The sequence below is a fragment of the Streptomyces sp. YPW6 genome (genome assembly GCF_018866325.1).
Lineage (GTDB): Bacteria > Actinomycetota > Actinomycetes > Streptomycetales > Streptomycetaceae > Streptomyces.
This window is the reverse complement of the sequence record NZ_CP076457.1, coordinates 2,247,241-2,273,291: the sequence shown is the minus strand read 5'-3', so window position 1 is coordinate 2,273,291 and position 26,051 is coordinate 2,247,241. Positions and strand designations below refer to the sequence as shown.

The 26,051-nt window shown below is 73.7% G+C and carries 24 protein-coding genes and 1 pseudogene; 13 read left to right on the top strand and 12 right to left on the bottom strand.

Annotation, left to right across the window (positions count from 1 at the left end; genetic code table 11):
- Nucleotides 1-18 precede the first annotated feature (18 nt).
- Both KME66_RS09825 and KME66_RS09820 read right to left on the bottom strand, forming a co-directional pair.
- Nucleotides 19-579, bottom strand: coding sequence for a DUF1003 domain-containing protein (locus tag KME66_RS09825; RefSeq protein ID WP_073214962.1), 561 nt, complete (start codon nt 577-579; stop codon nt 19-21).
- A complete protein-coding gene (locus KME66_RS09820; RefSeq protein WP_073214959.1) occupies nt 566-1,870 on the bottom strand; it encodes a CBS domain-containing protein in 1,305 nt (434 codons plus the stop codon). The genes KME66_RS09825 and KME66_RS09820 overlap by 14 nt, the downstream gene beginning before the upstream one ends.
- Before the next feature lie 289 nt (nt 1,871-2,159).
- On the opposite strand from KME66_RS09820, the gene KME66_RS09815 reads away from it, so the two are divergent.
- On the top strand, nt 2,160-2,927 hold the full coding sequence (locus KME66_RS09815) for a hypothetical protein (RefSeq protein WP_216321052.1): 768 nt from the start codon (nt 2,160-2,162) through the stop codon (nt 2,925-2,927).
- A 52-nt stretch (nt 2,928-2,979) separates the two neighbouring features.
- Here the strand turns inward: KME66_RS09815 and KME66_RS09810 are convergent, their stop codons facing one another.
- Nucleotides 2,980-3,516, bottom strand: a complete 537-nt coding sequence (locus KME66_RS09810; RefSeq protein WP_073214954.1) for a hypothetical protein — start codon at nt 3,514-3,516, stop codon at nt 2,980-2,982.
- A 28-nt stretch (nt 3,517-3,544) separates the two neighbouring features.
- On the bottom strand, nt 3,545-4,672 hold the full coding sequence (locus KME66_RS09805) for a magnesium and cobalt transport protein CorA (RefSeq protein ID WP_073214951.1): 1,128 nt from the start codon (nt 4,670-4,672) through the stop codon (nt 3,545-3,547).
- 466 nt (nt 4,673-5,138) lie between these two features.
- On the opposite strand from KME66_RS09805, the gene KME66_RS09800 reads away from it, so the two are divergent.
- Nucleotides 5,139-5,723, top strand: a complete 585-nt coding sequence (locus KME66_RS09800) for a suppressor of fused domain protein (protein WP_216321049.1) — start codon at nt 5,139-5,141, stop codon at nt 5,721-5,723.
- 20 nt (nt 5,724-5,743) lie between these two features.
- Here the strand turns inward: KME66_RS09800 and KME66_RS09795 are convergent, their stop codons facing one another.
- A complete protein-coding gene (locus KME66_RS09795) occupies nt 5,744-6,982 on the bottom strand; it encodes an MFS transporter (RefSeq protein WP_216321047.1) in 1,239 nt (412 codons plus the stop codon).
- A gap of 178 nt (nt 6,983-7,160) precedes the next feature.
- Here KME66_RS09795 and KME66_RS09790 point away from each other — a divergent pair, with 178 nt between their 5' ends.
- The 3 genes from KME66_RS09790 (at nt 7,161) to KME66_RS09780 (ending at nt 9,548) form a co-directional block, all read left to right on the top strand.
- The gene (locus tag KME66_RS09790) at nt 7,161-7,838 is read left to right on the top strand and encodes a DUF6758 family protein (RefSeq protein WP_216321044.1); all 678 of its coding nucleotides are present in this window, start codon (nt 7,161-7,163) and stop codon (nt 7,836-7,838) included.
- A 100-nt stretch (nt 7,839-7,938) separates the two neighbouring features.
- A complete protein-coding gene (locus KME66_RS09785) occupies nt 7,939-8,805 on the top strand; it encodes a PHP domain-containing protein (protein ID WP_073214941.1) in 867 nt (288 codons plus the stop codon).
- Between the two features lie 137 nt (nt 8,806-8,942).
- Nucleotides 8,943-9,548, top strand: a complete 606-nt coding sequence (locus KME66_RS09780) for a MarC family protein (RefSeq protein WP_073214938.1) — start codon at nt 8,943-8,945, stop codon at nt 9,546-9,548.
- A gap of 99 nt (nt 9,549-9,647) precedes the next feature.
- Here the strand turns inward: KME66_RS09780 and KME66_RS09775 are convergent, their stop codons facing one another.
- Nucleotides 9,648-9,800: a hypothetical protein gene (locus KME66_RS09775; protein WP_178378895.1), complete on the bottom strand. Its 153-nt coding sequence runs from the start codon at nt 9,798-9,800 to the stop codon at nt 9,648-9,650.
- 207 nt (nt 9,801-10,007) lie between these two features.
- On the opposite strand from KME66_RS09775, the gene KME66_RS09770 reads away from it, so the two are divergent.
- Nucleotides 10,008-10,928 carry an NYN domain-containing protein gene (locus KME66_RS09770; RefSeq protein WP_073214936.1) on the top strand — a complete coding sequence of 307 codons (921 nt, stop codon included), beginning with the start codon at nt 10,008-10,010 and terminating at the stop codon, nt 10,926-10,928.
- Nucleotides 10,929-10,985: 57 nt separating this feature from the next.
- Here KME66_RS09770 and KME66_RS09765 read toward each other — a convergent pair whose 3' ends face one another.
- Together KME66_RS09765 and KME66_RS09760 are read right to left on the bottom strand one after the other, a co-directional pair.
- Nucleotides 10,986-11,843 carry an alpha/beta fold hydrolase gene (locus KME66_RS09765; RefSeq protein WP_216321041.1) on the bottom strand — a complete coding sequence of 286 codons (858 nt, stop codon included), beginning with the start codon at nt 11,841-11,843 and terminating at the stop codon, nt 10,986-10,988.
- Nucleotides 11,844-11,991: 148 nt separating this feature from the next.
- Nucleotides 11,992-14,442, bottom strand: a complete 2,451-nt coding sequence (locus KME66_RS09760; protein ID WP_253208274.1) for a DEAD/DEAH box helicase — start codon at nt 14,440-14,442, stop codon at nt 11,992-11,994.
- A 315-nt stretch (nt 14,443-14,757) separates the two neighbouring features.
- On the opposite strand from KME66_RS09760, the gene KME66_RS09755 reads away from it, so the two are divergent.
- Nucleotides 14,758-15,504, top strand: coding sequence for a ferritin-like fold-containing protein (locus tag KME66_RS09755; protein ID WP_073214932.1), 747 nt, complete (start codon nt 14,758-14,760; stop codon nt 15,502-15,504).
- A gap of 8 nt (nt 15,505-15,512) precedes the next feature.
- On the opposite strand, the gene KME66_RS09750 is transcribed toward KME66_RS09755, so the two are convergent.
- The 4 genes from KME66_RS09750 to KME66_RS09735 all read right to left on the bottom strand — a co-directional run bounded on the left by KME66_RS09750 (nt 15,513) and on the right by KME66_RS09735 (nt 17,534).
- On the bottom strand, nt 15,513-15,788 hold the full coding sequence (locus tag KME66_RS09750; protein ID WP_073214930.1) for a hypothetical protein: 276 nt from the start codon (nt 15,786-15,788) through the stop codon (nt 15,513-15,515).
- Nucleotides 15,789-16,141: 353 nt separating this feature from the next.
- Nucleotides 16,142-16,369: a DUF3107 domain-containing protein gene (locus tag KME66_RS09745; protein WP_073214927.1), complete on the bottom strand. Its 228-nt coding sequence runs from the start codon at nt 16,367-16,369 to the stop codon at nt 16,142-16,144.
- A gap of 140 nt (nt 16,370-16,509) precedes the next feature.
- Nucleotides 16,510-17,151: a TetR/AcrR family transcriptional regulator gene (locus KME66_RS09740; RefSeq protein ID WP_073214924.1), complete on the bottom strand. Its 642-nt coding sequence runs from the start codon at nt 17,149-17,151 to the stop codon at nt 16,510-16,512.
- A gap of 167 nt (nt 17,152-17,318) precedes the next feature.
- The gene (locus KME66_RS09735) at nt 17,319-17,534 is read right to left on the bottom strand and encodes a hypothetical protein (protein ID WP_073214922.1); all 216 of its coding nucleotides are present in this window, start codon (nt 17,532-17,534) and stop codon (nt 17,319-17,321) included.
- A gap of 119 nt (nt 17,535-17,653) precedes the next feature.
- Between KME66_RS09735 and KME66_RS09730 the strand changes: the two genes are divergently transcribed.
- The 6 genes and pseudogenes from KME66_RS09730 (at nt 17,654) to KME66_RS09705 (ending at nt 26,000) form a co-directional block, all read left to right on the top strand.
- Nucleotides 17,654-18,619 (top strand): alpha/beta hydrolase, encoded by a 966-nt coding sequence (locus KME66_RS09730; RefSeq protein WP_216321038.1) that lies wholly within the window; start codon nt 17,654-17,656, stop codon nt 18,617-18,619.
- 8 nt (nt 18,620-18,627) lie between these two features.
- Nucleotides 18,628-20,106: pseudogene (locus tag KME66_RS09725) on the top strand (DUF3152 domain-containing protein).
- A gap of 246 nt (nt 20,107-20,352) precedes the next feature.
- Complete coding sequence (locus tag KME66_RS09720; protein ID WP_216321035.1) at nt 20,353-22,263, top strand: DUF3492 domain-containing protein; 1,911 nt, start codon at nt 20,353-20,355, stop codon at nt 22,261-22,263.
- A 556-nt stretch (nt 22,264-22,819) separates the two neighbouring features.
- Nucleotides 22,820-24,004 (top strand): hypothetical protein, encoded by a 1,185-nt coding sequence (locus KME66_RS09715; protein WP_253208273.1) that lies wholly within the window; start codon nt 22,820-22,822, stop codon nt 24,002-24,004.
- A 209-nt stretch (nt 24,005-24,213) separates the two neighbouring features.
- Nucleotides 24,214-25,179, top strand: coding sequence for an NAD(P)-dependent oxidoreductase (locus KME66_RS09710; RefSeq protein ID WP_073214911.1), 966 nt, complete (start codon nt 24,214-24,216; stop codon nt 25,177-25,179).
- A complete protein-coding gene (locus KME66_RS09705) occupies nt 25,167-26,000 on the top strand; it encodes a spherulation-specific family 4 protein (protein WP_073214908.1) in 834 nt (277 codons plus the stop codon). Before KME66_RS09710 ends, KME66_RS09705 begins: the two co-directional genes overlap by 13 nt.
- The last annotated feature ends 51 nt before the right edge of the window (nt 26,001-26,051 follow it).

Sequence of the window (26,051 nt, the reverse complement as noted above, 5' to 3'; positions counted from 1 at the left end):
CTACGGACGGGTAGCCCCTCAGCGGTCGCCTTCGTCACTCTCGGCCGGGAACAGCACCTGCCGCTCCTCCATGTCCTTCACCATGTCCTGGAGCTCCGAGCGGATCCAGTCCCGGGTGGCGACCTCGCCCAGGCCCATCCGCAGCGCGGCGATCTCCCGCGTCAGGTACTCGGTGTCGGCGATGGAGCGCTCGTTCTGCTTGCGGTCCTGCTCGTGGGTGACCCGGTCGCGGTCGTCCTGCCGGTTCTGCGCGAGGAGGATCAGCGGCGCGGCGTACGAGGCCTGGAGCGAGAGCATCAGGGTCAGGAAGATGAAGGGGTACGGGTCGAACCGCAGGTCCGCGGGCGCGAAGATGTTCCACAGCACCCAGAGGATGATGATCAGCGTCATCCAGACGATGAACCGCCCGGTGCCCAGGAAGCGGGCGATCCGCTCCGAGAACCGGCCGAACGCCTCCGGGTCGTACTCCGGCACCAGCCGCCGGCGCGGCGCCTTCGGCTGGTCCAGCCGGGTGCGCGGCGGCCGCACCAGACCCGAGGAGCCGGTCGAGGACGCCTTCGCCCGCTCATCGCCCGCCACGGCCGACCCCCTCCTCCCCGTGCAGACGCGTCTCGCCGTGCAGATCCGTCAGGTCCGTCTCGCGCCAGTCGTCCGGCAGCAGATGGTCCAGGACGTCGTCCACGGTCACCGCGCCCAGGAGCGAACCGCTCTCGTCCACGACCGGGGCCGAGACCATGTTGTACGCGGCCAGATAGCTGGTGACCAGCGGCAGCGGGGTGTCCGGCGGCAGCGGCACCAGATCGCTGTCGACGATCGAGCTGACCAGGGTGAACGGCGGATCGCGCAGCAGCCGCTGGAAGTGCACCGTGCCCAGGTACTTGCCCGTCGGGGTCTCGTCGGGAGAACGGCACACGTACACCTGCGCGGCCAGCGCGGGCGACAGGTCCGCCTGCCGCACCCGGGCCAGCGCGTCGGCCACCGTGGCGTCCGGGCGCAGCACGATCGGCTCGGTCGTCATCAGACCGCCCGCCGTGCGCTCCTCGTACGACATCAGGCGGCGTACGTCGGCGGCGTCGTCCGGCCGCATCAGCGCCAGCAGCCGTTCCTTGTCGTCCTCCGGCAGCTCGGAGAGCAGGTCCGCCGCGTCGTCGGGGTCCATCGCCTCCAGGACGTCGGCGGCCCGCTCCTCGGCGAGCTTGCCGATGATCTCCACCTGGTCGTCCTCGGGCAGCTCCTCCAGGACGTCGGCGAGCCGGTCGTCGTCCAGGGCGGAGGCCACCTCGACCCGGCGCTTGGGCGAGAGGTGGTGCAGGGCGTTGGCCACGTCGGTGGGGCGCAGCCGCTCGAACGTGGCGACCAGGTTCTCCGCGCCCTGCCCGTGCTCCTCCAGCGAGAAGCCGCTGACCGCCGACCACTCCACCGTCAGCGTCTCGCCCTTGCGGCGCAGCGCCCCGCCGCGCCCCTTGCGGACGAAGTACTTGTCGATCTCCCAGTCGCGGCGGGCCGGCAGCTGCTGGATGGCCACGTCCAGGACGGTGACCTCCTCGTCGTCATCCACCAGCCGGACCCGGCGGTCCAGGAACTCGCCGAGGACGAGCCGTTCGGTGGGCCGCTGCTCGAAGCGCCGCATGTTCACCACACCGGTGGTGATGACCTGGCCGGACTCGACGCCCGTCACCCGGGTCATCGGCAGGAAGATCCGGCGGCGGCTGATCACCTCGACCACCAGGCCCAGGATGCGCGGCGGACGTCCGCCGACCCGCAACATCGCCACCAGGTCGCGGACCCGGCCGACCTGGTCGCCGTTGGGGTCGAAGACGGGCACGCCGGACAGGTGCGAGACGAAGACCCTCGGGGTGACCGCCGCCATCCGCCGCCTCCCTTCGTCCGTCCGTGTCCGTGTGGTCCCGTATCCGGCCGGAACCCGTCGCGCCACCCGACCGGAACCGTTTCGTCCGGTCCGTGGCCGTGCGTCCCCGACCGTCCCGGCCCGCCATCGCCGACCAGCGGGTTTCGCCGGTACGCCGGGATCAGGCTAGCCCGTACCGGCGCGGCGCGCCCCGGCGGACCCGACCGTACGGCTGGCTGCCGGGCGGTGTGCGCCGCACGGGTACGCTGCCGTCTGCTACCCCCGATCGCAGTGGAGAGGCAGTGCGCCCGTGACCTCTTTTGCCCCGGCCGTGCGGAACCATCGCCGGACCGCCCTCGCGCTCGTGCTGTGCGGAGGGCTCACCGTGGCCATGGCCGCCTGCGGCACGGAGGAGGATCCGGACAAGGGGACCAACGGCGTCGCCAAACTCTCCGCCGCCGAGATCGACAAGAAGGCCAGGGCGGCGGCGGACGCGGCCAGTGCCGTACGCCTGTCGGGCACGCTCGTCAGCAAGGGCGGCACCTACCGGCTGGACATGAAGCTCAACGCGGAGGGCGGCATGGGCTCGGTGACCTCGAAGAAGCAGAGCTTCGCCCTGCTGCGGGTCGAGGACGACCTCTTCCTGAAGGCGCCCGCCGAGTTCTGGACCCACGAGGGCAGCGGCGACGACAACGGGACCGCCGACGCGGCGGCCGCCGACAAGCTGGGCGGCAAGTACGTGAAGATCCCCGAGGACGACCCCAGCTACGGCCAGCTGCGCGGTTTCACCGACAAGGAGGTCCTGCTCGACGGGCTCCTCGCACTCCACGGCACGCTCGACAAGGGCGGCCGGGACACGGTCGCCGGACAGCGCACCATCCGGATCCTCGGCGGCAAGGGGGAGGGCGGGGCCTTCGACGTCTCGCTGGAGAACCAGCCGTATCCGGTACGGGTGGCCCGCGGCGGCGGCGGGGGCACGGTCTCGCTGGCCGACTGGGGGCAGGCCTTCCCGCTGGAGGCCCCCGACAAGGACGACACCGTCGACTACGGCGGGCAGCTCCCGAAGTCGTCCGGCTGAGCCCGCGCGGCCGGTCGTCGGGCTGAGGCCCGGGGCTCCGTCGCGGGCCGGTTCAGCGCTTCCCGCGGCGCTTCAGCAGCAGCCGGGGGACCGCCGCCGGGACGGGCTCGCGGGTGGTGGCCGCGGTCGGCAGCGGAACGGCCGCCAGCGAGGAGTCCGGCAGTGCCGTGCTCACGGACCGCGGCGTCAGCCGCACCACCGTGCACGTGCGCGCCCAGCGCTCGGGCATCGCCTCGGCGTCCGGAGCGTTCAGCCGCTTGCCCTTCAGCTCGGCGACCGCCGCCTCCCACTCCTCGGAGCGCGGCGCGAGGAAACGTACCGCCGCACTCCAGGCGACGATCCGGCCCCCCTTGTCCTTGCTGCGTACGGTCACCTCGGCGGTGCCGCCGTCGGCCAGGCCCTCAGGCAGCGGCTGCTCGCCCGGCCCGCCGCCCACCAGGAGCGCCCCGCCCTCGTGCCAGACGTGCCAGACGGCGCGGGCGGGGCCGGAGCACCGGACCCAGACCAGGCCGGACTTCTTGGTGGCCTCCTCGGCGAGGGCCCGCTCCAGCAGGCCGGCGGCGGGGTCGGTCGCGGCGGCGTCAGTCATGGGGCGAGCTTAGACGGGTGGTGCGGGTTCACAGCCAGCCGTTGCGCTTGAGGATGCGGTGGATCGAGAAACAGACCGCCCCGATGACGCCCAGCACCAGCGGATAGCCGTACCGCCAGTGCAGCTCCGGCATGTGGTCGAAGTTCATGCCGTAGACCCCGCAGATCATCGTCGGGACGGCGATGATCGCCGCCCAGGAGGTGATCTTGCGCATGTCCTCGTTCTGCGTGACCGTCGCCTGCGCCAGATTGGCCTGGAGGATCGAGTTCAGCAGCTCGTCGAAGCCGAGGACCTCCTCCTGGACCCGGGCGAGGTGGTCGGCGACATCGCGGAAGTACTTCTGGATGTCGGGGTCGATCAGCCGCATCGGACGCTCGCTCAGCAGCTGCATGGGCCGCAGCAGCGGGGACACGGCCCGCTTGAACTGCAGCACTTCGCGCTTGAGCTGGTAGATCCGGCCCGCGTCCGAGCCGCGCCGGGAGCCCTTCGCCGGGGTGGAGAAGACATCGATCTCGACCTCGTCGATGTCGTCCTGCACGGCCTCGGCCACCGCGATGTACCCGTCGACCACCTGGTCGGCGATGGCGTGCAGCACGGCGGACGGACCCTTGGCGAGCAGCTCCGGATCGTCCTGGAGGCGGTGGCGCAGGGCCCGCAGGGAGCCCTGGCCGCCGTGCCGGACCGTGATGACGAAGTCCTGACCGGTGAAGCACATCACCTCGCCGGTCTCCACGACCTCGCTGGTCGCGGTGAGTTCGGCGTGCTCCACGTAGTGGATCGTCTTGAAGACGGTGAACAGCGTGTCGTCGTACCGCTCCAGCTTGGGCCGCTGGTGCGCGTGGACGGCGTCCTCCACGGCCAGCGGGTGCAGCCCGAACTCCCGCGCGATGCCCGCGAACTCGGCCTCCGTCGGCTCGTGCAGGCCGATCCAGGCGAAGCCGCCCTCCTCGCGCACCCGGAGCATCGCCTCGTGCGGGGTCGGGGTGGCGGGCGTCACCAGCCGGCGGCCGTCGCGGTAGACCGCGCAGTCGACGACGGCGCTGGAGGCGGACGGGTCGCGGGTGGTGTCGTACGCGCTGTAGGGGGCGCTGTTCTTGCGGAAGGACGGGCGCAGGGACGGGCGCACGGCGGCGCGCAGGTCACGGATCATCGACATGCTGGCTCCTTCACGGAGGGCCGTCGGCGAGGGCGTGGAACAGCCCGGAATGGGGACGTGTGCTCACGTCCGCAAAGCGGGCTCCACCGCGCGGGCGCGATGACGGCGTTCGCTACAGACAGGCAAAAGGCGCTACAGGCAGGCAGGAACGAAGGGCTCTTCCGTCACGCGAACCGCTGTCGGGGAGTCGTCCGGACACGACGGTGCCGTCGGCCCCGGGCGACCGACGAGAGGCGTCGGATCAACGGGAAAGGCGAAGCGCGGAAGAGCGGTCGGTACTGCACGGTCGACTTGGATCCATAGCAGTCCCCACCTCCTCCGGCCGGTCCCCCGTGAGGGACGACGTGTCGTCGGGACGAAGAAGAGCGACGCTTCTGCGTGCTGTCCCGACCGGCGGCCAGGCTATCAGCCGCTCAAGGCCCAATCCCGTACTTTGCCCATTCGCTACGCGATCTATGCTCGCCGCATGGCAGAAATTCTCGCTCTGGTCGAGGCCCGGCTCCGTTCCGCCCTCGGGGAACCGGACGCCCGCGCCGATGTGACGTTCCTCGGCACGGACCGTATCGAGGTGCTGCGTTTCCTCGACGGCGACATCGTGCGCTACGCGACGCTCGGCATGTCGGGCGCGCCGATGGCCGACCCCACCTCCCCGCTGGCCGATCCGGTGAAGGGCCCCCGCGCCGAGCTGATCCTCTCCGTACGGGGCGGACTCGCCGACACCGACCAGGTGCTGCGCCCGCTCGCCGTGCTGGCCGCCTCCCCGCAGGTCGAGGGATTGATCGTGGCCCCGGGCGCCTCGCTGGATCTGGGCGAGCCGCTGTGGACCGGGGCGCCGTTCACCTCGGTCCTGGTCGCGGAGCCCGGCGGCCTGGTGGCGGACCTGGAGCTGGACGAGCCGATGGAGGCGGTGCGCTTCCTGCCGCTGCTGCCGATGACGCACAACGAGGCCGCCTGGAAGCGGGTGCGCGGCGCGCAGGAACTCCAGGAACGGTGGCTGACGCACGGTACGGACCTGCGCGACCCGCTGCGCACGTCCGTACCGCTGGACTGACGAACCCTGGTGAGGGGGCGTCAGTCGGCGAAGACCGTCACGCTGTCCTCCAGCGCGTGGGCCGGCTCCAGTTCCTCGGCCTCGTGGGTCAGTGCCGTACGCCGGGCGCCGACGACGGCCGCTCCGGCGAGAGCGGCGAGCGCGGCCACCACGAACGGGACGTGGATGTCGGTCCACTCCTCGATCTTCGGGGCGAGGAAGGGGGCGGCCGCCGCGGCGAACCAGCGGACGAAGTTGTATCCGGCGCTGGCCACCGGGCGCGGGGCGTCGGAGACCCCGAGGGCCAGTTCGGTGTAGACGGTGTTGTTCATGCCGATGAACGCGCCGGAGGCGATCGTGGCGCCGATCGCCGTGGCGTGGCTGCCGTACCCGAGGACCAGCAGGTCGGCGGCGAGCAGCACCAGCGAGCCCCCGAGCACCTTGAGCGAGCCGAAGCGGCGCTGGAGGCGCGGGGCGATGAGCACCGAGAAGACGGCGAGCAGCAGACCCCAGGCGAAGAAGACCGCGCCCGACCTGTACGGGGTCATGTCCAGCACGAACGGCGTGAAGGCCAGGACGGTGAAGAAGGCGTAGTTGTAGAAGAACGCCGAGGCCGCCACCGAGGCCAGACCGCCGTGGCCCAGCGCCTTCACGGGATCGAGCAGCGAGGTCGTGACGGCGGGCTTCGGCTGCTCCTTGAGGAACGCGGCGATGCAGAGGAAGCCGACCGCCATCAGCGCCGCCGTGCCGAAGAACGGGTAGCGCCAGCTGGCGTCCCCGAGCAGTGCGCCGAGCAGCGGCCCGCACGCCATGCCGAGGCCGAGCGCCGACTCGTACAGCAGGATCGCCGCCGCGCTGCCGCCCGCCGCCGCTCCGACGATCACCGCGAGGGCGGTCGAGACGAACAGGGCGTTGCCCAGGCCCCAGCCGGCCCGGAAGCCGACCAGTTCGGCGACGGAGGACGAGGTCCCCGAGAGCGCGGCGAAGACGACCACGAGCGCGAGGCCGGCCAGCAGGGTCCTGCGGCCGCCGATGCGGCTGGAGACGAACCCGGTGACCAGCATCGCGAAGGCGGTGATCAGGAAGTACGAGGTGAACAGCAGCGACACCTGGCTCGCCGAGGCGTTCAGTCCCTGGGCGATGGACGGCAGGATCGGGTCCACCAGGCCGATGCCCATGAAGGCCACGACCGAGGCGCCCGCCGTGGCCCAGACGGCCTTCGGCTGGCGCAGGATGCCGCCTCCCGTCGCTCCTTCGTCGAAAGGATCCTCTTCCACCATGGGCTCTCTCCTTCGCTTCTCCGGCTCGCGAGGTCGACGCGAGGTCGATGCGTCCTGCACAGAATAAGTTAGACAATCTAATAAATGCAAGCTACATGCATTTCCGCCGGGCGGGGCCGCGCTGCGGACGGGTGATCGTCCTTGACGGGAGGGGCGGCGGGGAGGACGGTTGGTGGTTATGAGGGGCGAACCCAGTTGCCCGAAGTGCGGTGGCCGGGTCAGGGCGCCCGGTCTCTTCGCCGACGCCTGGCAGTGCTCCACGCACGGCCAGGTCCACCCGATGCAGCCGGTCGTCCCACCCAGCGTCGAGGCGCTCGGCGTCGTCGTGCACCGCACCCGGGTCCCCGTCTGGATGCCCTGGCCGCTCCCCGTGGGCTGGCTGTTCACCGGCGCCGCCAGCGCGGGCGACGACCGCGGCGGCGGACGGGCGAGCGCCGTGGCCTGCTCCGGACCCGGTCCGCTGGGCGGGATGGGGGAGCTGCTCCTCGTCGCCGAGGAGCTCGGCGTCGGACTCGGCGCCCGCTACGCCGGTATCGAGGGCCCCGACCCCGGCCACCACCTGAACGTCGACGCCGCCCCCGACGCCAAGGTCCACGCCGCCGGCCGCCCCACCCCGCTCTGGCACGTCCGGAACGCCCCGGAGGACCGGGCCGTCTTCGCCGGCGAGGCGCGAGGGCTGTGGCTCTGGGCGATCCTGTGGCCCGAGCAGTCCGGTCTCCTGATGTACGACGAACTGGTCCTGACCGATCTCCGGGACGCCGGGGGAGAGGTGGACCTCGTCCCCTGCGGCGCGCTCACCCCGCGCCTGCTCGCGGTCCCGGAGGCGCCGCCCCGGCAGGGGGCGGGCGAGCGCTAGATCACGTGGCCCGGGGGGCTCGTGCGGCCGGGGGCCCGGCCCGGCGCGGTTATCCTTGACCGGTCCCCCTGTCCGCCCGCGAGCCCCGGAGTCAGCCGTCGTGCGTATCGACCTGCACACCCACTCCACCGCGTCGGACGGCACGGACACCCCCGCCGAGCTGGTCGCGAACGCCGCAGCCGCCGGCCTCGACGTCGTCGCGCTCACCGACCACGACACCGTGGGCGGCCACCGCCAGGCCGTCGAGGCGCTGCCCGAGGGGCTCACCCTCGTCACCGGCGCCGAACTCTCCTGCCGGGTCGACGGCGTGGGCCTGCACCTGCTGGCCTACCTCTTCGACCCGGCCGACGCCGAGCTGGAGCGCGCCCGGGAGCTCGTCCGCGACGACCGGGTGCCGCGCGCCCGGGAGATGGTCCGCAAGCTGCGCGCCCTCGACGTCCCCATCACCTGGGAGCAGGTCGCCCGGATAGCCGGGGACGGCTCGGTCGGCCGCCCGCACGTCGCCGCCGCCCTCGTCGAACTCGGCGTCGTCCCCACCGTCTCGGACGCCTTCACGCCCGACTGGCTGGGCAACGGCGGCCGGGCGTACGCCGAGAAGCACGAGTTCGACCCCTTCGAAGCCGTCCGCCTGGTGAAGGCGGCGGGCGGGGTCGCCGTCTTCGCCCACCCGGGTGCGGTGAAACGCGGCGCGGTCGTCCCCGAGTCCACCATCGCCGCCCTCGCGGAGGCGGGCCTCGACGGCCTCGAGGTCGACCACATGGACCACGACGAGCCCACCCGGGCCCGGCTGCGCGGCCTCGCCCGCGACCTGGACCTGCTCACCACCGGCTCCAGCGACTACCACGGCAGCCGGAAGACCGTCGAACTCGGAGCGTGCACCACGGACCCCGAGATCTACGGTGAGATCACCCGGCGCGCGACCGGGGCCTTCCCGGTGCCGGGCGCCGGTGGAGCCGTCCGCCGCTAGGCCACCAGCACTCCCGCCGTACCCGTTCTCTCCCCGCGCGCCCCTGTGCGTACCGCCGCGTGCCGACGCGCCGCGCCGCCCGCTGCCCCGACCCGCGCCTCCTCCGTACCGCCCGCTCATCTCTCGCAAGGCTCACTGTGTTCGACGTCGCTGTCTTCGGATCCCTTTTTCTCACCCTATTTGTCATCATGGACCCCCCGGGGATCACGCCGATCTTCCTCGCCCTCACCGCGGGCCGCCCCGCCAAGGTGCAGCGCAGGATGGCCCTCCAGGCGGTCACGGTCGCGTTCGGCGTGATCGCCGTCTTCGGTCTGCTCGGCCAGCAGATCCTCGACTACCTCCATGTCTCCGTGCCCGCGCTGATGATCGCGGGCGGGCTCCTGCTGCTGCTCATCGCGCTCGACCTGCTGACCGGCAAGACGGACGAGCCGACGCAGACCAAGGACGTCAACGTGGCGCTCGTACCGCTGGGCATGCCGCTGCTCGCCGGGCCCGGCGCCATCGTCTCGGTCATCCTCGCGGTGCAGCACGCCGACGGCGTGGGCGGCCAGCTCTCGGTCTGGTCCGCGATCGTCGCCATGCACGTGGTCCTCTGGCTGGCCATGCGCTACTCGCTCGTCATCATCCGCGTGATCAAGGACGGCGGCGTCGTGCTGGTGACCCGGCTCGCGGGCATGATGCTGTCCGCCATCGCCGTCCAGCAGATCATCAACGGCGTCACCCAGGTCATCCAGAACTCCTGAGCCGCGCCGGTGCCCCGCACACCACAGCACCCCCGCACGGACCGTCCGTGCGGGGGTGCCTCGTCTTCGGCGGCGCTGTGCGGTGCGCCCCGGGGTGCGTTACGAAGCCGAACTGTCGGCCGGCCGGATGTAGATCCGCTGGCCCGTCGCCGCGGCCTTCTGCACGATCCGGTTGACGGAGGCGGCGTCCACGACGGTGCTGTCCACGGCGGTACCGTCGACGTCGTCGAGTCGCATGATCTCGAAGCGCACAGTGCTTCCCTTCGTCTGATCCTCCTGCTGGAGAACTGCTGGCGCCGATGGGACGTCCCACCGGCAAGACTAGGAACGCGAGGTTTCCCTCGCGTTCCACATGGGTGACAACGATTTGCCACCGTGAAACATTCCCTACGCTAAGGAAATTTTTCGAATGTCTAAATACCCGCCGGTAGCCACGCCGCCACAGACCATGAGGACCGTATGAACGAGGCGGACCCGCAGCTGACCGGAGCCCCCGGAGGAGCCGGCCTCGCCGCCCGTCTGGACCGCACCAACGAACTGCTCCAGCGCATGCTCGTCGAGGTGGCCAAGACCCCCTCGACGCACGCCATCTTCGTGGACGCCGGCTACGTCTACGCCGCGGCCGGGCTGCTCGTCACCGGCACCGAGGACCGGCGCTCCTTCGACCTCGACGCCGAAGGGCTGATCGAGGCCTTCATCGACAAGGCCCGCACGATCTTCGCGGACAGCAGGCTGCTGCGCGTCTACTGGTACGACGGGGCCCGGCGCCGTATCCACACCACCGAGCAGCAGGCCATCGCCGAACTCCCCGACGTCAAGGTGCGGCTCGGCAACCTCAACGCCAACAACCAGCAGAAGGGCGTCGACTCGCTCATCCGCACCGACCTCGAATCCCTCGCCCGGCACCGTGCCATCAGCGACGCGGCGCTCGTCGGCGGCGACGAGGACCTCGTCTCGGCGGTCGAGGCCGCCCAGGGGTACGGGGCCCGCGTCCACCTCTGGGGCATCGAGGCGGGCGAGGGCCGCAACCAGGCCGAACCCCTGCTCTGGGAGGTCGACAGCCAGCGCACCTTCGACCTCGACTTCTGCCGCCCCTACGTCACCCGGCGGCCCGTCACCATGTACGAGGACGACACCCCGGCCCCCTCCCGGGAGGACGTCCGCTTCGTCGGCGCGCAGATCGCCGCCGCCTGGCTCGCCTCCCGGGGCCGGGAATCGCTCGCCGACCTGCTGCCCGGACACCCCTTCCTGCCGGGCTCCGTCGACCAGGATCTCCTGGTGGAGGCCGAGCGGCTCCTCCAGCACTCGCTGCGCGGCCACGCGCATCTGCGACGGGCGCTCCGCGACGGCTTCTGGCAGCACCTGCAGGCGCAGTACTGACCCCGCGGCTTCTCCGGCGGGGTGCGGCCAGGGTCTACCGCGGTCCGGGCGGGCCCGTCAGACGTCCGGCAGGCCGTCCCAGAACGCGGCCAGGGCCTTCGCGGTCTCCTGCGGACGGGCGGTGTTGGGGGAGTGCTCGGCCCCGGCGATCGTCGTACGGCGGGCGCCGAGACGCCGGGCCATGGCGTCGAACAGCTCCACCGGCCACACGTCGTCGCGCTCCCCGGACAGCACGTGGACGGGCAGCCCGGCGGCGGCCAGCTCGTCCACCCGGTCCGGCTCGGCCGCCAACTGGGCCCCGGTGGCGATCAGCTGGGCCGGGTCGTGGGCCAGCCAGCGGCGGCGCAGGTCCGCCCCGTCGCCGGTGTCCGCGTCCTGCGGGGGCTCCATCGCCTGCATCGCCTGCCACACCTCGTCCATGGACAGCGCGGACAGTGCTTCGCTCAGCAGCCGCACCTTGTCCCGCTGGGCCGCGACGACCTCGGCGGGACCCGAGGACATCAGCGTCAGCGAGCGGAACGGGGTGGCGTCCAGCAGGACAGCGGCGCGGGCGATCTGGCCGCCGAGCGAGTGCCCGAGGAGGTGCAGCCGGCCCGGCCCCTCGCCCAGAGCAGCCGCCTGGGCCTGTACGTCCCGGGCCAACTCGGCCTGGGAGTAGCTGTCCTGACGGTCCGTCCCCTGTGACTCGTACTGCCCGCGGCCGTCCACGGCGACCACGCGGTAGCCCGCCCCGGTCAGCGGTTCCAGCAGCGCGATGAAGTCCTCCTTGCTGCCGGTGTACCCGGGCAGCAGCAGGGCGGTGGCGCGTGCCGGGGCGGCCGGCACGGCGTCCAGGACGGCGAAGTCGCCGCGCTCGGTGGCCAGGACACGAGGGCGGGCGCAGGGCGGCGGGGTGAAGGTGGGCGGGCGGCTCATACGGCGAGGCTATCCCCGTCCCGCCCCGCCCCACGCCAACGGGGCGTCCGTCACCTGCCGGCGCCCGCCCGTCCGGGCAGCGGAAACGGCCCCGGCCCCCGCGCGGTGCGGGGGCCGGGGCCGTGGTCGTGCGGTGGTGCCGGAAGCGTCAGCTCTCGGTCGTCACCGAGGCGGCGCCCGCCGGGCGGGTGGCCCGGCGGCGGCGCGGCTTCGGCTCGGCGGCGGCCTCGCTCACCACGGCCTCGGCCGCGGAGACCACGGCCTCCTGCGGCGCGGGCGAGGTGACGCTGCGGGTGGCCCGGCGGCGGCGCGGCCTGGCCCCCGCCTCGTCGGCCGGAGCCTCGGCGGCGGGCTGCTCGGTGGCGACGGCCTTCGGCGCGTCCTTGACCGCCTTCGTGGTGGCCTTCTTCGCCGCGGTCTTCTTCGCCGTGGCCTTCTTCTCCGCGGGCTCCGCCGTCTCCGCCTTCGCGCGGGACTTCGCGGTCTTGGCCGCGCGGGCCTTCGGCTCGGCGGCGGGCGCGGACTCGGTGGCCTTCGCCTCGGACTTCCCGGCCCGGGGCTCGGCCTTCGCCTTCGACTCGGCCTTCGAATCCGTCTTCGGCTTCGTGGCGCGGGCCGGGCGGCGACGCGTCCGGACCTCGGGCTCCGGCTCGGCGGCCGGGGCGATCTGGAAGTCGACCTCGTCGGCCGGCTTCGCGATCCGGGCGCGGCGGCGCGGCCGGACGGCCTTCGGCTCGGCGACCGGCTCGATCACTCCCGCCGCGACGGCCACGGTCTGGAACTCGACGGCGGCCGGGGCGGCCGGAGCCGCGGTGACGGACACAGCCGTCTCCTCGGCCACCGGCTTCGACGCGGCACGGCTGCGGCGACGGCGCGGCTTGGTCTCCGCCTTCGGCTCGGCGTCCGGCTCGAAGACCGGTGCGGCCTCCGCCACGGGTGCGGCCTCCGCCACGGGTGCGGTCTCCGCGACCGGGGCGGGAACCGCCGGGGTCTCGGCGACCGCCACGGCAGCGGCCTCGGGGGCGCCGGAACGCGTACGGCGGCGACGGCGCGGCGTACGCGGTGCTTCGGCCGCCTCGTCACCGGCCGGGGCCACCGGGGCGGCCTCCTTCGCGGGCGCGGGGACCGTGGCGGCGCCCGTCTCCGTGCCGGCCCCGCCACGGGTGCGGCGGCGCTGGCGCGGCGTACGGGTGCGCGGCTCGCGCTCCTCACGGGCGGGGGCCGCGGCGGACTTGCGGCCGCGGCCGCCGGTCTCGCCCAGGTCCTCGACCTCTTCGGCGCGCAGCCCCGCACGGGTCCGCTCGGCGCGCGGCAGCACACCCTTGGTGCCCGCCGGGATGCCCAGCTCCTCGAACAGGTGCGGAGAGGTGGAGTACGTCTCCGGCGGGTCCGGGAACTTCAGGTCAAGGGCCTTGTTGATCAGCTGCCAGCGCGGGATGTCGTCCCAGTCGACCAGCGTGATCGCGGTGCCCTTGGCCCCCGCGCGCCCGGTGCGGCCGATGCGGTGGAGGTAGGTCTTCTCGTCCTCCGGCGACTGGTAGTTGACGACGTGGGTCACCCCTTCGACGTCGATACCGCGGGCGGCGACGTCGGTGCAGACCAGGACGTCGACCTTGCCGTTGCGGAAGGCGCGCAGCGCCTGCTCGCGGGCGCCCTGGCCGAGGTCGCCGTGGACCGCGCCGGAGGCGAAGCCGCGCCGCTCCAGCTGCTCGGCGATGTCGGCGGCCGTGCGCTTCGTCCGGCAGAAGATCATCGCGAGCCCGCGGCCCTCGGCCTGGAGGATGCGGGCGAGCATCTCCGGCTTGTCCATGTTGTGGGCGCGGTAGACGTGCTGGACCGTGTTCTTGACGGTCGTGCCCTCGTCGTCGGGCGACGTGGCGTTGATGTGCGTCGGCTGTGACATGTAGCGGCGGGCCAGGCTGATCACGGCACCGGGCATGGTGGCCGAGAACAGCATCGTCTGGCGCTTGGCCGGGAGCATGGTGATGATGCGCTCGACGTCGGGCAGGAAGCCCAGGTCCAGCATCTCGTCGGCCTCGTCCAGGACGAGCCCGCGGACGTGGGAGAGGTCGAGCTTGCGCTGCCCCGCCAGGTCCAGGAGGCGTCCCGGGGTGCCGACGACCACGTCGACGCCCTTCTTGAGGGCCTCGACCTGGGGCTCGTAGGCCCGGCCGCCGTAGATCGCGAGCACGCGGACGTTACGGACCTTGCCGGCCGTGAGCAGGTCGTTGGTGACCTGGGTGCACAGCTCGCGGGTGGGGACGACGACGAGCGCCTGCGGCGCGTCGGTCAGCTGTTCGGGCTTGGCGCGCCCGGCCTCGACGTCGGCGGGGACGGTCACGCGCTCCAGGAGCGGGAGACCGAAGCCGAGCGTCTTGCCGGTGCCGGTCTTGGCCTGGCCGATGACGTCGGAGCCGGAGAGGGCCACGGGGAGCGTGAGCTCCTGGATGGGGAAGGGGGACGTGATGCCGACCGCTTCGAGGGCTTCGGCCGTCTCGGGGAAAATACCGAGTTCGCGGAACGTAGTCAGGGTGCTGCCTCTTCTGTGAGACGCGGTCCGAGGCGAACGCTGGGGGTCGTACCGTGCCGGGTTGGTCATCCGGCCGTGGTGGGGCCGGGTGGCGCGGGACCACTGCCGTCGCTCGAGCGCTCGTGCCGCTGAGGGGGCCCCTCATCTGCGGTCGTACGTGTCGTACGCACCGCCTGGAGGGCTGTCGGGTCGGAGCCGATCGGGCCTCCGACCGGGCATCCTCATTCAAGGGCGCGCCTCTGGCACAGCACAGTGCTCAGTAAGCGCAATACCACTGTACCCCGGATTCGCGCATGTGTGTTGGACGAATTCATCGGAACGGTACGGCTGCCCCGGCTGACCAGGCCCTTCCGCCCTGCGCCGGGAGGGCTATCGTTCCGTTTCATGGAGACGCCAGACCACGCCACCGACACCCCCGCCGACTCTTCCGGAGCCACCGGGATCGCCACCCAGGACTGGGCCACCGCGGCCGCCGACCCGCAGTACCGCGCCGCGGTCGTGGACCTGCTCGGCGCCCTCGCCTACGGAGAGCTGGCGGCCTTCGAACGACTGGCCGAGGACGCGAAGCTCGCGCCGACCCTCGGGGACAAGGCGGAGCTGGCGAAGATGGCCGCCGCCGAGTTCCACCACTTCGAGCAGCTGACCGAGCGGCTCACCGCGGTCGACGAGGAGCCGACCACGGCGATGGAGCCGTTCGCCAAGGCGCTCGACGACTTCCACCGCCAGACCGCCCCGTCCGACTGGCTGGAGGGCCTGGTCAAGGCCTACGTCGGCGACTCGATCGCGAGCGACTTCTACCGCGAGGTCGCGGCCCGGCTGGACACGGACACCCGCTCCCTCGTGCTGTCCGTGCTCGACGACACCGGCCACGGCAACTTCGCGGTGGAGAAGGTGCGCGCCGCCATCGAGGCCGACCCGCGGGTCGGCGGGCGGCTCGCGCTGTGGGCCCGCCGGCTGATGGGAGAGGCGCTGTCGCAGGCCCAGCGGGTGGTCGCCGACCGCGACGCCCTCTCGACGATGCTGGTGGGAGGCGTCGCGGACGGCTTCGACCTGGCGGAGGTGGGCCGGATGTTCTCCCGGATCACGGAGGCCCACACCAAGCGGATGGCCGCTCTGGGCCTGGCCGCGTAACGCCGGGGCTACTGGGCCGCCGCCGTCGGCCGGGGGAGCCGGCGGCCGGGCGGCCGGATCAGGAGCGAGAGCGTCACCGCTCCGACCGACAGGGCTCCGGTCAGCGTCGCCAGGACATGGCCGCTGTCCAGCGCGGCATGCGTCAGATACGCGCCGAACAGCGCGCCCAGCGTGCCGGTGGGATAGACCGCACGGCCGGCCGGCAGACGGTCGGCCAGTGAGCGGAGCGCCACCCAGGACAGGGCCAGTCCGAGCACGGCGGCGCCGAAGGATTCCCAGATCACAGAGGATCACCTCGCGGGGGTGTGCGGGGCGGGCAAATCGGTCGTAGGCGGTACTACCCTCCGGCCGCCGCGAGCAACCCTCCGACGGCCCTCTCCGACCCGTACGGGAACGGCGGGCGCCCGGCGCCCGGCAGCCCTCTGCACGATGGCCCCGCCCCGGCCGCCCCGACGCGACGGCGCCCCGCGTGACGCCCCCGTGCGCGACGCCCTCCGCGAGACGGTGTCGTACGCGGCGCCCCTCCCGTGTGACGGCTCCGCGCCCGACGCCGGTAGGACGGCTCCGCACGCGACACGGGAGCGGCCCGGCGGGAAGATCCCGCCGGGCCGCTCCCGTGATCAACGCGTCCGGTGGACTACAGCGTCCCGAACCCCACCCGCCGGGTGGTCGGCTCGCCGATCTCCACATACGCGATCCGGTCGGCCGGCACGAGGACCTTGCGGCCCTTGTCGTCCGTGAGGCTGAGCAGCTCCGCCTTGCCGCCCAGTGCCGCGGTGACCGCGCTCTCGACGTCCTCGGCGGAAAGCCCGCTCTCCAGAACGATCTCGCGGGGCGTGTGCTGCACCCCGATCTTGACCTCCACGGCTATGTCCCTCCGACGGTCAGTCCCTGCGCGGCGAACCGCGCCGTACGCAGCCACATTAGCCCGGCGGAAGCGGCGCTCAGGGCCCGACCGGCAACGCCCGCAGCGAACACGGCGCCGGGCGTCCCGTCACGCGGGGGTCAGTGCTGCTCGGCACCGTGCAGCGGGAAGCCCGCGATGCCCCGCCAGGCCAGCGAGGTGAGCAGCTGCACGGCGGTGTCGCGGGGGACGGCGGACTGGCTGGAGAGCCAGTAGCGCGCCACCACCTGGGAGACGCCGCCGAGCCCGACGGCCAGCAGCATGGACTCGTCCTTGGACAGGCCCGTGTCCCCGGCGATCACGTCGGAGATGGCCTCGGCGCACTGGAGGGACACCCGGTCCACCCGCTCGCGCACGGCGGGCTCGTTGGTCAGATCGGACTCGAAGACCAGGCGGAAGGCGCCGCCCTCGTCCTGCACGTACGCGAAGTAGGCGTCCATCGTCGCCTCGACGCGCAGCTTGTTGTCCGTGGTCGAGGCCAGCGCCGTGCGGACGGCCTGGAGCAGCGACTCGCAGTGCTGGTCGAGCAGGGCCAGATACAGCTCCAGCTTCCCGGGGAAGTGCTGGTAGAGCACCGGCTTGCTGACCCCGGCCCGCTCGGCGATGTCGTCCATCGCGGCGGAGTGGTAGCCCTGCGCGACGAAGACCTCCTGTGCGGCGCCCAGCAGCTGATTCCGTCGGGCGCGGCGGGGCAGGCGGGTGCCCCGCGGGCGCGCCGCCTCTGTCTGCTCGATGGCTGTCACGCCGCCTCCCAAATATGTGTTCCAGCACAGCCGGTCCGTGCACGCTGCGCCGTACAGCCATCGTACTTTTGGGTAACCCGGGTGTGCGCGGCGCGGACGCAGAATTTCACGGACCGGACGACTGTGGAAGCCACAGTTCTCTGCGGTCGCGGGTAAACCGGGGCGTTTCAGCGGTAATCGTCCTCGTCGAGGGGAATCACCCGGCGTTGGTCCGCGATGTCGGCCTCATTGGCGGCGGCCGGATCGGTACTCTCCGTCCGCTCGTCCTGTTCCGGCCGGACCTCCGCGCGCTGCTCGGCGGCGTCGGCCTCCGGGGCCTCCGGGCCGGGTTCGTCCGGCTCCGCGCCCTCGAAGGTGTCCGGGTCGCTCGGGTCGACCGTCATGGGGCAGCTCCCTTCCTGTCGTTCCCCCTGAAGCCTAGGAGCTACCCGTCCACCCCGCGATGCGGCCTTGTGACGGCGAACACATGAATCAGTGCGTGATCGTCTCGTAACATTGGCGCATGTCTTCGACCGAGCTGCCGGGTGTCCAGGCCGCCGCCGCAGCGGTGGCCCCCACGGTCAGTGCCGTCCGGGTCGCCGACGGCGAACGGCTGCGCTCCGTGTCCCTGCCGGGGATCGGTCTGAACGTCCGCTGCCGGCCGGGAGACCGGACCGGACTGCCCCCCGCGCTGTACGTGCACGGGCTCGGCGGCTCGTCCCAGAACTGGTCCGCCCTGATGCCGCTGCTGTCCGGCCTGGTCGACGGAGAAGCGGTCGACCTGCCCGGATTCGGCGATTCGCCGCCGCCCGACGACGGCGACTACTCGGTGACCGGACACGCCCGTGCGGTGATCCGGCTGCTGGACGCGGAGGGGCGGGGGCCCGTCCACCTCTTCGGCAATTCGCTGGGCGGTGCGGTCGCCACCCGGGTCGCCGCCGTCCGCCCCGACCTGGTGCGGACCCTCACCCTGATCTCGCCCGCCCTGCCGGAGTGGCGGGTGCAGCGACCGGCCGTCCCCACCGGCCTGCTGGCGGTGCCGGGGGTCGCTTCCCTGTTCGCCCGGCTCACGAAGGACTGGACCGCGGAGCAGCGGACGCGCGGAGTCATGGCACTCTGTTACGGCGATCCGGCACGGGTCTCCGAGGAAGCCTTCCGCCACGCGGTGGCCGAGATGGAGCGCCGGCTGGAACTGCCGTACTTCTGGGACGCGATGACGCGTTCGGCCCGGGGCATCGTCGACGCGTACACCCTGGGCGGCCAGCACGGACTGTGGCGCCAGGCCGAGCGGGTGCTCGCACCGACCCAGCTCGTGTACTGCGGACGGGACCAGCTCGTCTCGTACCGGATGGCACGCAAGGCGTCCGCGGCCTTCCGCGGCGCCCGGCTGCTGACCCTGCCCGACGCGGGGCACGTGGCGATGATGGAGTACCCGGAGGCGGTCGCCCAGGCGTTCCGGGAACTGCTGGACGAGAGCGGCGGGAGCTGATCCGGGGCGTGGGACGACACAGTCGAAAGGGTGCCGGGGCGATCCGCCCGGACGCGACAGCGGCGGAGCCGGGAGGCGAGCGCCCCGCGGCGCCCCCCGCGTCCGGCACCGGCCGCCGCAGGCGGACCGCGCCCGCACCGCCGGGAGGCGAGCGGGACCGGTTCTCCCCGATGGCCGGCGGTGGGCAGGGCCCGTTCCCGCCCGACGCCCCGCAGGTGCGCGGCGGTCACCCCGAACAGCACGAGAGGGGCGGCGGCTGGGGCGGGACCTGGGGCACCGGACCGCAGCCCCGCCAGGGGCACGGGCCCGGCGCGCCCGGCAGCTCCTCGTCTCCCCGGACACCCCGCCGGGACCCCGGCCCGGACAGCGGCCCCGGCGAGGCCCGCCCGCATCCCGGTGAGTCTGCGGGGGCCGTCGGTTCCCAGGACGCCGCCGCCCGGCAGCAGGCCGTGGCCCGCCGGATCTCCGCCCAGCGGGAGGCCCAGCGCGTCGCGGACGGCCGCGCTGCGCAGCGCCGGCCCGGCGGGCCCCGGTCCCGGCCCGCGCCAGGAGTTCGTCGACGCCTTCGACGGCGAGGGCCCGGGACCGCGTCCGCGCCGTCGGCCGGGGCCCCGGACGGCCCGGACGACACCGTGGCCGCGGAGCCCGGCGAACGGAGCGCCCCCCGGGGCGCCAAGGGCCGGACGTTCACCGGGATCGCCGCCGCCGCGGTGACCACCGTGCTCGCCGTCGTGGTGGCCGGCCAGGTAGCCGAGGACGCCGACGGCCGCGCCGCCGCGGCGCGCGCAGGCGAGGTGGACCGGCAGGGCCCCGGCGACGACGCCTCCCGCTCCGACGCCCGCCCGACCCCGGGGCAGCCCACAGTGAAGCCCGAGGTCAAGCCCCTCTCGTACGCCGACAAGATGGCGCAGCCCTTCTCGATCGCCGCCGATCTGAGGGCCACCGGCGAGTTCGAGGCGGTCCCCGGGCTGGCGAAGGCTCCCGGGAAGGGGCAGAAGCACCGCTACCGGATCGATGTGGAGAAGGGGCTCGGCCTCGACGCCGGCCTGTTCGCCGAAGCCGTGCAGAAGACGCTCAACGACAACCGGAGCTGGGCGCACAACGGGGCGATGACCTTCGAGCGCATCTCGTCGGGGCAGCCGGACTTCGTGATCACGCTCGCCAGCCCCGGGACCACCGGCGACTGGTGCGCCAAGTCCGGTCTGGACACCACCGTCGACAACGTCTCCTGCGACTCCGCGGCGACCGACCGCATCATGATCAACGCCTACCGCTGGGCGCAGGGCGCCGACACCTTCGGCCCGGACAAGCTGCTGCCCTACCGGCAGATGCTCATCAACCACGAGGTCGGCCACCGGCTCGGGTACAACCACGTGAACTGCAGCACGCCCGGCGCCCCGGCCCCGGTCATGCAGCAGCAGACCAAGACCCTCGAACTCGACGGCATCACGTGCAAGCCCAACCCCTGGGTCCACCCCAAGGGCTGATCCCCGGGCGCGCGCCGGCCCCACGGGCAGCCCGACAGGAGCTGGCCCGGGCCTGACCCTCCGTGACAACCGACCGCTGTATCGCGACGGAACGCGACCGGTGCGGGAAAGTTACGACGGTTCACCCCTTTCGGTGGCGCGACGGACAACCGTCCGTCGCGCCACCGGCGTATCCGCATAACGTCGTCCCGCTGTGAGTCGCCGGTCCAACGGCGGCTGCCCACAAGGGAGATCGAGGGTGTACTCGTGCGGATCGGACTGCTCACCGACGGTGGTTATCCGTATGCGACCGGTGAGTCCAGGCTCTGGTGCGACCGGCTGGTGCGCGGGCTGCCGCAGCATGAGTTCGACCTGTTCGCGCTGAGCCGCTCCGCCCGCCAGGAGGCCCAGGGCTGGGTCCGACTGCCCTACCAGGTCAGCCGGGTGCGCACCGCACCCCTGTGGACTCCCGAGGACGGCACCCTGCGCGGCAGTGGCGAACGCGGCCTGGTGGCCCGGCTGGTGACCGGCGGCGAGCAGGCCTACGGGCGGCGCGACCGCAAACGCTTCACCGAGCACTTCACCGCCCTCGCGACCGCCGTCAGCACCCCTGACCGGGCCGGCACGGAAGCGGGCGAGGGCCCCGGCGCCGAGCTCTTCACCGCAGGGCTCTACGGGCTGGCCGAGCTGGCCCGCGAGCGCGGCGGACTCCACCTCGCCCTGCGCTCCGAGACCGCGGTGCGGATCCTGGAGGCGACCACCCGGGCCCACGGCGCCGGCCGGACCGTGCGGAGCGCCACCGTACCCGACCACCTCGCCTGCGCCGCCGAGCTGGAACGCGCGCTGCGCCCGCTCTCGCTCGACTGGTACGACCAGGAGAGCCTCGGCGCGGTCGACCTCTGCCACGCGGCCTCCGGCGGGGCGGCCGCTCTCCCGGGACTCCTGGCCAAACGCTTCTTCGGGGTGCCGCTGCTGGTCACCGAGCACGGCGTCCCGCTGCGCGCGCACTATCTCGCCGCCGCGTCCGGCACTCCCTACGGAGCCCCCGTGCGCGCCCTCCTCGCCGCGTTCCACGGCCGTCTCGCCACCGAGATCTACCGGCAGGCCGCGCTCGTCACCCCCGGCAACACGCATGTCCGCCGCTGGCAGCAGCGCTGCGGAGCCGACCCCGCCAAGCAGCGCACGGTCTACCCCGGCATGGCGGCGGAGCGCTTCGGCCCGGTCGGGGAGGACGCCGAACGGCTCGGTCCGGCGGCCGGTGGAGCCGAGGAGGACGGCCTCGGCACGCTGGTCTGGGTCGGCCGGATCGAGCCCGCCAAGGACCTGATCGCCCTCCTCCACGCCTTCACCGAGATCCGCCGCGCCCGGCCCGACGCCCGGCTGCGGATCTTCGGCGCCCCGGCGGAGGGCGACGAGGCCACCACGTACCTCGCGCACTGCACGGCCCTGGCCGCCCAGCTCTTCCCGGACGAGGCCGCCGGCGCCCACACCGAGGGCAGCAGCCCGGTCACCTTCGAGGAGATCGGCGGCCCCGAGATCCCCGATCTCGCCGAGGCGTACGCGGCGGGCGAGGTGATCGTCCTCTCCAGCACCGTCGAGGGCTTCCCGGTCAGCCTCGTGGAAGCCATGTTCTGCGGCCGGGCCACCGTCTCCACCGACGTGGGCGCGGTCGTCGAGGTCATCGGCGGCACCGGCCTGGTGGTACCCCCGCGCAACCCCAAGGCGCTCGCGGAGGCCTGTGTCGCGCTGCTGCGCGATCCCGAGCGCCGGTCCCGGCTCGGCGCCGCCGCCCGGTCCCGCGCGCTCGAACTCTTCACCGTCGAACAGAACCTCGCGGCATTTCGCGGCATTTACCTGGAGCTGATGTCGCACACGCCGGTGCGCCGGGAGGCCGACACGCTGGACGCCCACGGCGATCCGCTGCCGTTCGCCACGCCGCCGGAGGCCCGCCTCCCCGGCCGCTGGACCCGGCCCGGGGCGCACCTGCGGCCCCCGGAGGACAGGGAGCGCCCCGCCGTCCGCGCAGCCGTCGCCGCCGTACCGTTCGGGCCCGCCCGGTCGGCCGGAGCCCGCCTGCCGGACCGCCCCGGCGAGCCCGAACCGGAGCACACGCGGGAGCCGGAGCCCGAGGGCGTCTGCGCGGTCGCGGCAGGACCGGCGGGGGACGGCGATGCGTGACCACTGGGCGCTCGGCGCCCCGGACCTGCGTGCCCCGGATCTGCGCGCCTCGGACCTGCGCGGTCGGGCGGTGCGCGGGCGGGGCGCCCGCTGCCCGGCTTTCTCCGGCCCGGCGGGCTGCCGCCCGGCCTTCCGCGGCGGCCCGTCCCTGCCCGCCGCGGCGGTTCGCCGCCCAGTCGGTCATGCCCCGGTCTTCCCCGGCCCGGCCGACCCCGGCGCCCCGGTCCTTCGCGGTCCCGGCCTTCGCGTCCGGGCTCTTCCCGCGCGGGGCTTCCGTTGCCCGGTCCTTCCCGGCCCGGCAGTCCGCCGCCCGGCCTTCCGCAGCGGTCAGTCCCTCCTCCCCCCGGCTTTCGGCGCCTTGGCCCATCGCGGTCCCGGCCGTCGCGTCCGGGCTGTCCCCGAGCGGGGCTTCCGCCGCCCGGCCTTCCTCGGTCGGGCGGTCCGCTGCCCGGCCCACCACGGCGGTCCGGTTCTCCCCGCCCCGGACCTCCTCGCCCCGGCGGCTCGCCGCCCGGACCTCCCCGAACCGACGCTTCACGACCACGGAGACCTCCCGATGACCCGTCCGGACACCCCGGCGACGACCTCCACAGCCGCCCCGGAACGCGCTGCGGAGATACCTCACCGCGCCTCGGGCCGCCGGGCGTCGGGCGCCACGGCCCGGCGGGGTCCGGCCGACCCGGTGAAAACCCTGCTGCACGACCACCGCGACCTGTGCGAACGGGCCGTGGACCCGCTGGAGATCGCCGCCGGCCTGGAGGCCCACGGCCTCACCGACCGCACGGCCGCCCGCTACCGCCACCGGGACGTCTTCGCCCTCGCCGAGGAGTTGTACGCCCGTATGCCGCCCCGGGCGCACGCCCCGGCCTTCGGCGGAGCCCCCGGAACCCGGCCCGGCCCCGGTCCCGGCACCGACGGGTGGGCCGGCTGGACCCTCCTCGCCCTGCTTCCCGGGGCCGCCTGTCTCGCGACCGCCGGGCTGCTCCGGGCCACCGAGGGCGTCCTCGGGGACGGGACGCGCGCCCTCGTCACGGTCGTCGGCGCGCTCCTCGCCTGTCTGGCGCTCCGGGCGTGCCTGGGCCGGGGGCCCCTGCGCGCCCCCGAGGGAGCGGGCCGCGCCGGCATGTACGCCTGCTGGCTGCTCAGCTACGCGGTGTACGGCGAGGAACTGCTCGCCCAGGTCATGACCGGCGGCCCGGACGGCCCCTGGGGCGGCAGCCCCGCCCCGCTGCTCGGCCTCGCCGCCGCCGTCGCCCCGGCCGCCTGGTGCGCCCACCTCTTCACCGTCCGTGCCCACCGCAAACTCTCCGGCAGCCGCGCCCTGGAGGAGTTCGGCGCGGGCGTGCGCCCCCTGCTCCTGGCAGCCGTCTCCCTCTTCCTCGGCGCGCTGCTGCCCCTGCTGTATCTGGCCGACCTCGCTCTCGGCGGAGGCGGTGTGCCCGTGGCGGCCGTCGCCCTCGGGGTGCTGTTCTTCGTGGCCCGGCTGCTCGCCGTGCACGGACTGCCCGAGCCGGGCACCGTCGCCCTCGCCGCCGCCTGCGCCGTCGAGGCCGCCGCCCCGGCCCTCGTCCTCGGCGCCCGGCTCCCCGGCCTCGAACCCCTGGCCCAGCCTGTGGACGCTCTCGTCTCGGCAGGCGGGACGGGAGGTGTGTCCGCCCTCGCCTGCGGCGGGGCCGCCCTCGCACTCCTGCTGCACGCCGCCCTCGCGCTCTCCCGCGCCTCCGCCCACACCCGGGTCTGACGAGGGACCCGGGGCCGACAGGGCCCGGTCCCGGCCGGCCCCCCCGACGTACCACCCCGCACGACCCCGTATCACCCCGTATCACCCCCGCGGAGCCGACGCCGCGGGCCTCGCCCGGCACCGTACGACCGACTGACCTAGGAGAAACCCGCCATGACCCCCCAGTCCCCCGCACCGGCAGTGAGCCGTCGGCACCGAGGCGGTGCGCGATGAGGGTGCTGCTGCTCGGAGCCAACGGATTCCTCGGCCGATTCGTCGCCGACCGCCTCCTCGCCGACCCCGCCGTCCATCTCACGGCCCTCGGGCGCGGCGACGACGCCGACGTCCGGTTCGACCTCGCGGGCGGCAGCCCCGGGGCCCTGACCCGATTCCTGGACGCCGTCCACCCGGGGGTCGTCGTCAACTGCGCGGGCGCCACCCGCGGCAACGCCCGGGACCTCACCCGCCACAACACCGTCGCCGTCGCGACCGTCTGCGAGGCGCTGCGCCGCAGCGGCTGCGGGGCCCGGCTCGTGCAGGTCGGCTGCGCCTCGGAGTACGGGCCCTCGCAGCCCGGGTCCTCCACGGCCGAGGACGCGGCCCCGCGCCCCGGCGGCCCGTACGGCGTCAGCAAGCTCGCCGCCACCGAACTGGTCCTCGGCTCCGGACTCGACGCCGTCGTCCTGCGCGTCTTCTCACCGGTCGGCCCCGGCACCCCGGCCGGCTCCCCGCTCGGCCGGCTCGCCGAGGCCATGCGCCGGGCCATGCAGGCGGGCGACGGCGAACTCAAGCTCAGCGGGCTCGGCGTGCAGCGCGACTTCGTCGACGTACGGGACGTGGCGCGGGCCGTCCACGCCGCCTCGCTCTCCGCCGCCCAGGGCGTCGTCAACATCGGCACCGGGCGCGCCGTCCGGCTCCGGGACGCCGCCGCGGTGCTGGCCCGCGTCGCCGGGTACGCGGGCGCGCTCCACGAGCTGGAATCGCCGCCGCCGCGGCTGCCCATCGGAGCCCCGCGCACCTCCGCCGAATCCGTCATGGAACACCTCTCCGCCACCCCGTCCCCGTATCCGGACGGCTGCGGAGCCTGGCAGCAGGCCGACGTGCGCACCGCGCGGGACCGGCTCGGCTGGCGGCCCCGGATCAACCTGGAGGAGTCCCTCGCGGACATCTGGATGGAGGCGGCGTGCCGCATCTGACCGCCCCCGCGGACGCCCGCCGGACCGCGGGCGGCGAACAGCTCGGTTTCGGTGTCCCGGGCTACGCCCATCCGCTGCTCGCCCCCGCCGAATGGGCCGAGCTGGCCCGCCCCGGCACCCCGCTGCACTGGGCCGTCCTCAACATCGCCAACGGCCCCGGCTCCCGGCCCGACCCGCACTGCCTGGAGGCGGCGGGCCGGCTGCGCAACGCCCGTGAACGCGCCCTGCACGGCGAGGCCCCGGACGACACCGTCCGCGCCTTCGGCGGCCGACTGCTCGGCCATCTCGACCTGGCCCACGGCGAGCGGCCCTTCGAGGAGCTGATCGCCGACGCCCGGTCCTTCATCGACTGGTACCGCATCGGCGGCTTCTACCTCGCCCGCTGCCCCGCCGACCGCGCCCGGCTGCCCGCCGTCCGGCGGCTCACCGGGACCCTGCACGCCCTCCTGGCGGAGAGCGACAGCGCGGACGGCGGGGGCCGCCTCGTGCTGGGCCACGGCGCCCACCCGTATCCCGGGTACGCGGAGGCCGCCGACCAACTGGTCACCTTCCAGGGGCCGTGGACCGACTACCGCTGGTCCCAGGTGGCCGAGTGGACGGCCGACTACCCGCCGGAGCGGTTCGCGCACTTCGTCCACGGCGTCCCGCGCACCCACCTGGAGGAGGCCATGCGCGTCGCCCGCTGGCAGGGCGCCGGGACGATCTTCTTCACCGACCGGAACGACCGGGACGGCCGAAGCGGACAAAGTGATCCCTTTGCGGCGCTGCCCAGCTACTGGGACGAAATCGTCTCGCGGATCGGACCTGGTATCTCGGAATGAGAAGGGGCGTGGCAGTGTTACGGGGAGAACAACCGTACGTAGCCGACCGTA

Coding starts and splice junctions, on each gene's coding strand:
- KME66_RS09800 (WP_216321049.1), top strand. CDS start 5,139: ATGGCAGAAATTCTCGCTCTGGTCGAGGCCCGGCTCCGTTCCGCCCTC.
- KME66_RS09765 (WP_216321041.1), bottom strand. CDS start 11,843: ATGAGCCGCCCGCCCACCTTCACCCCGCCGCCCTGCGCCCGCCCTCGT.
- KME66_RS09790 (WP_216321044.1), top strand. CDS start 7,161: ATGAGGGGCGAACCCAGTTGCCCGAAGTGCGGTGGCCGGGTCAGGGCG.
- KME66_RS09730 (WP_216321038.1), top strand. CDS start 17,654: ATGTCTTCGACCGAGCTGCCGGGTGTCCAGGCCGCCGCCGCAGCGGTG.
- KME66_RS09710 (WP_073214911.1), top strand. CDS start 24,214: ATGAGGGTGCTGCTGCTCGGAGCCAACGGATTCCTCGGCCGATTCGTC.
- KME66_RS09820 (WP_073214959.1), bottom strand. CDS start 1,870: ATGGCGGCGGTCACCCCGAGGGTCTTCGTCTCGCACCTGTCCGGCGTG.
- KME66_RS09795 (WP_216321047.1), bottom strand. CDS start 6,982: ATGGTGGAAGAGGATCCTTTCGACGAAGGAGCGACGGGAGGCGGCATC.
- KME66_RS09735 (WP_073214922.1), bottom strand. CDS start 17,534: ATGACGGTCGACCCGAGCGACCCGGACACCTTCGAGGGCGCGGAGCCG.
- KME66_RS09715 (WP_253208273.1), top strand. CDS start 22,820: ATGACCCGTCCGGACACCCCGGCGACGACCTCCACAGCCGCCCCGGAA.
- KME66_RS09770 (WP_073214936.1), top strand. CDS start 10,008: ATGAACGAGGCGGACCCGCAGCTGACCGGAGCCCCCGGAGGAGCCGGC.
- KME66_RS09810 (WP_073214954.1), bottom strand. CDS start 3,516: ATGACTGACGCCGCCGCGACCGACCCCGCCGCCGGCCTGCTGGAGCGG.
- KME66_RS09760 (WP_253208274.1), bottom strand. CDS start 14,442: ATGACCAACCCGGCACGGTACGACCCCCAGCGTTCGCCTCGGACCGCG.
- KME66_RS09805 (WP_073214951.1), bottom strand. CDS start 4,672: ATGTCGATGATCCGTGACCTGCGCGCCGCCGTGCGCCCGTCCCTGCGC.
- KME66_RS09755 (WP_073214932.1), top strand. CDS start 14,758: ATGGAGACGCCAGACCACGCCACCGACACCCCCGCCGACTCTTCCGGA.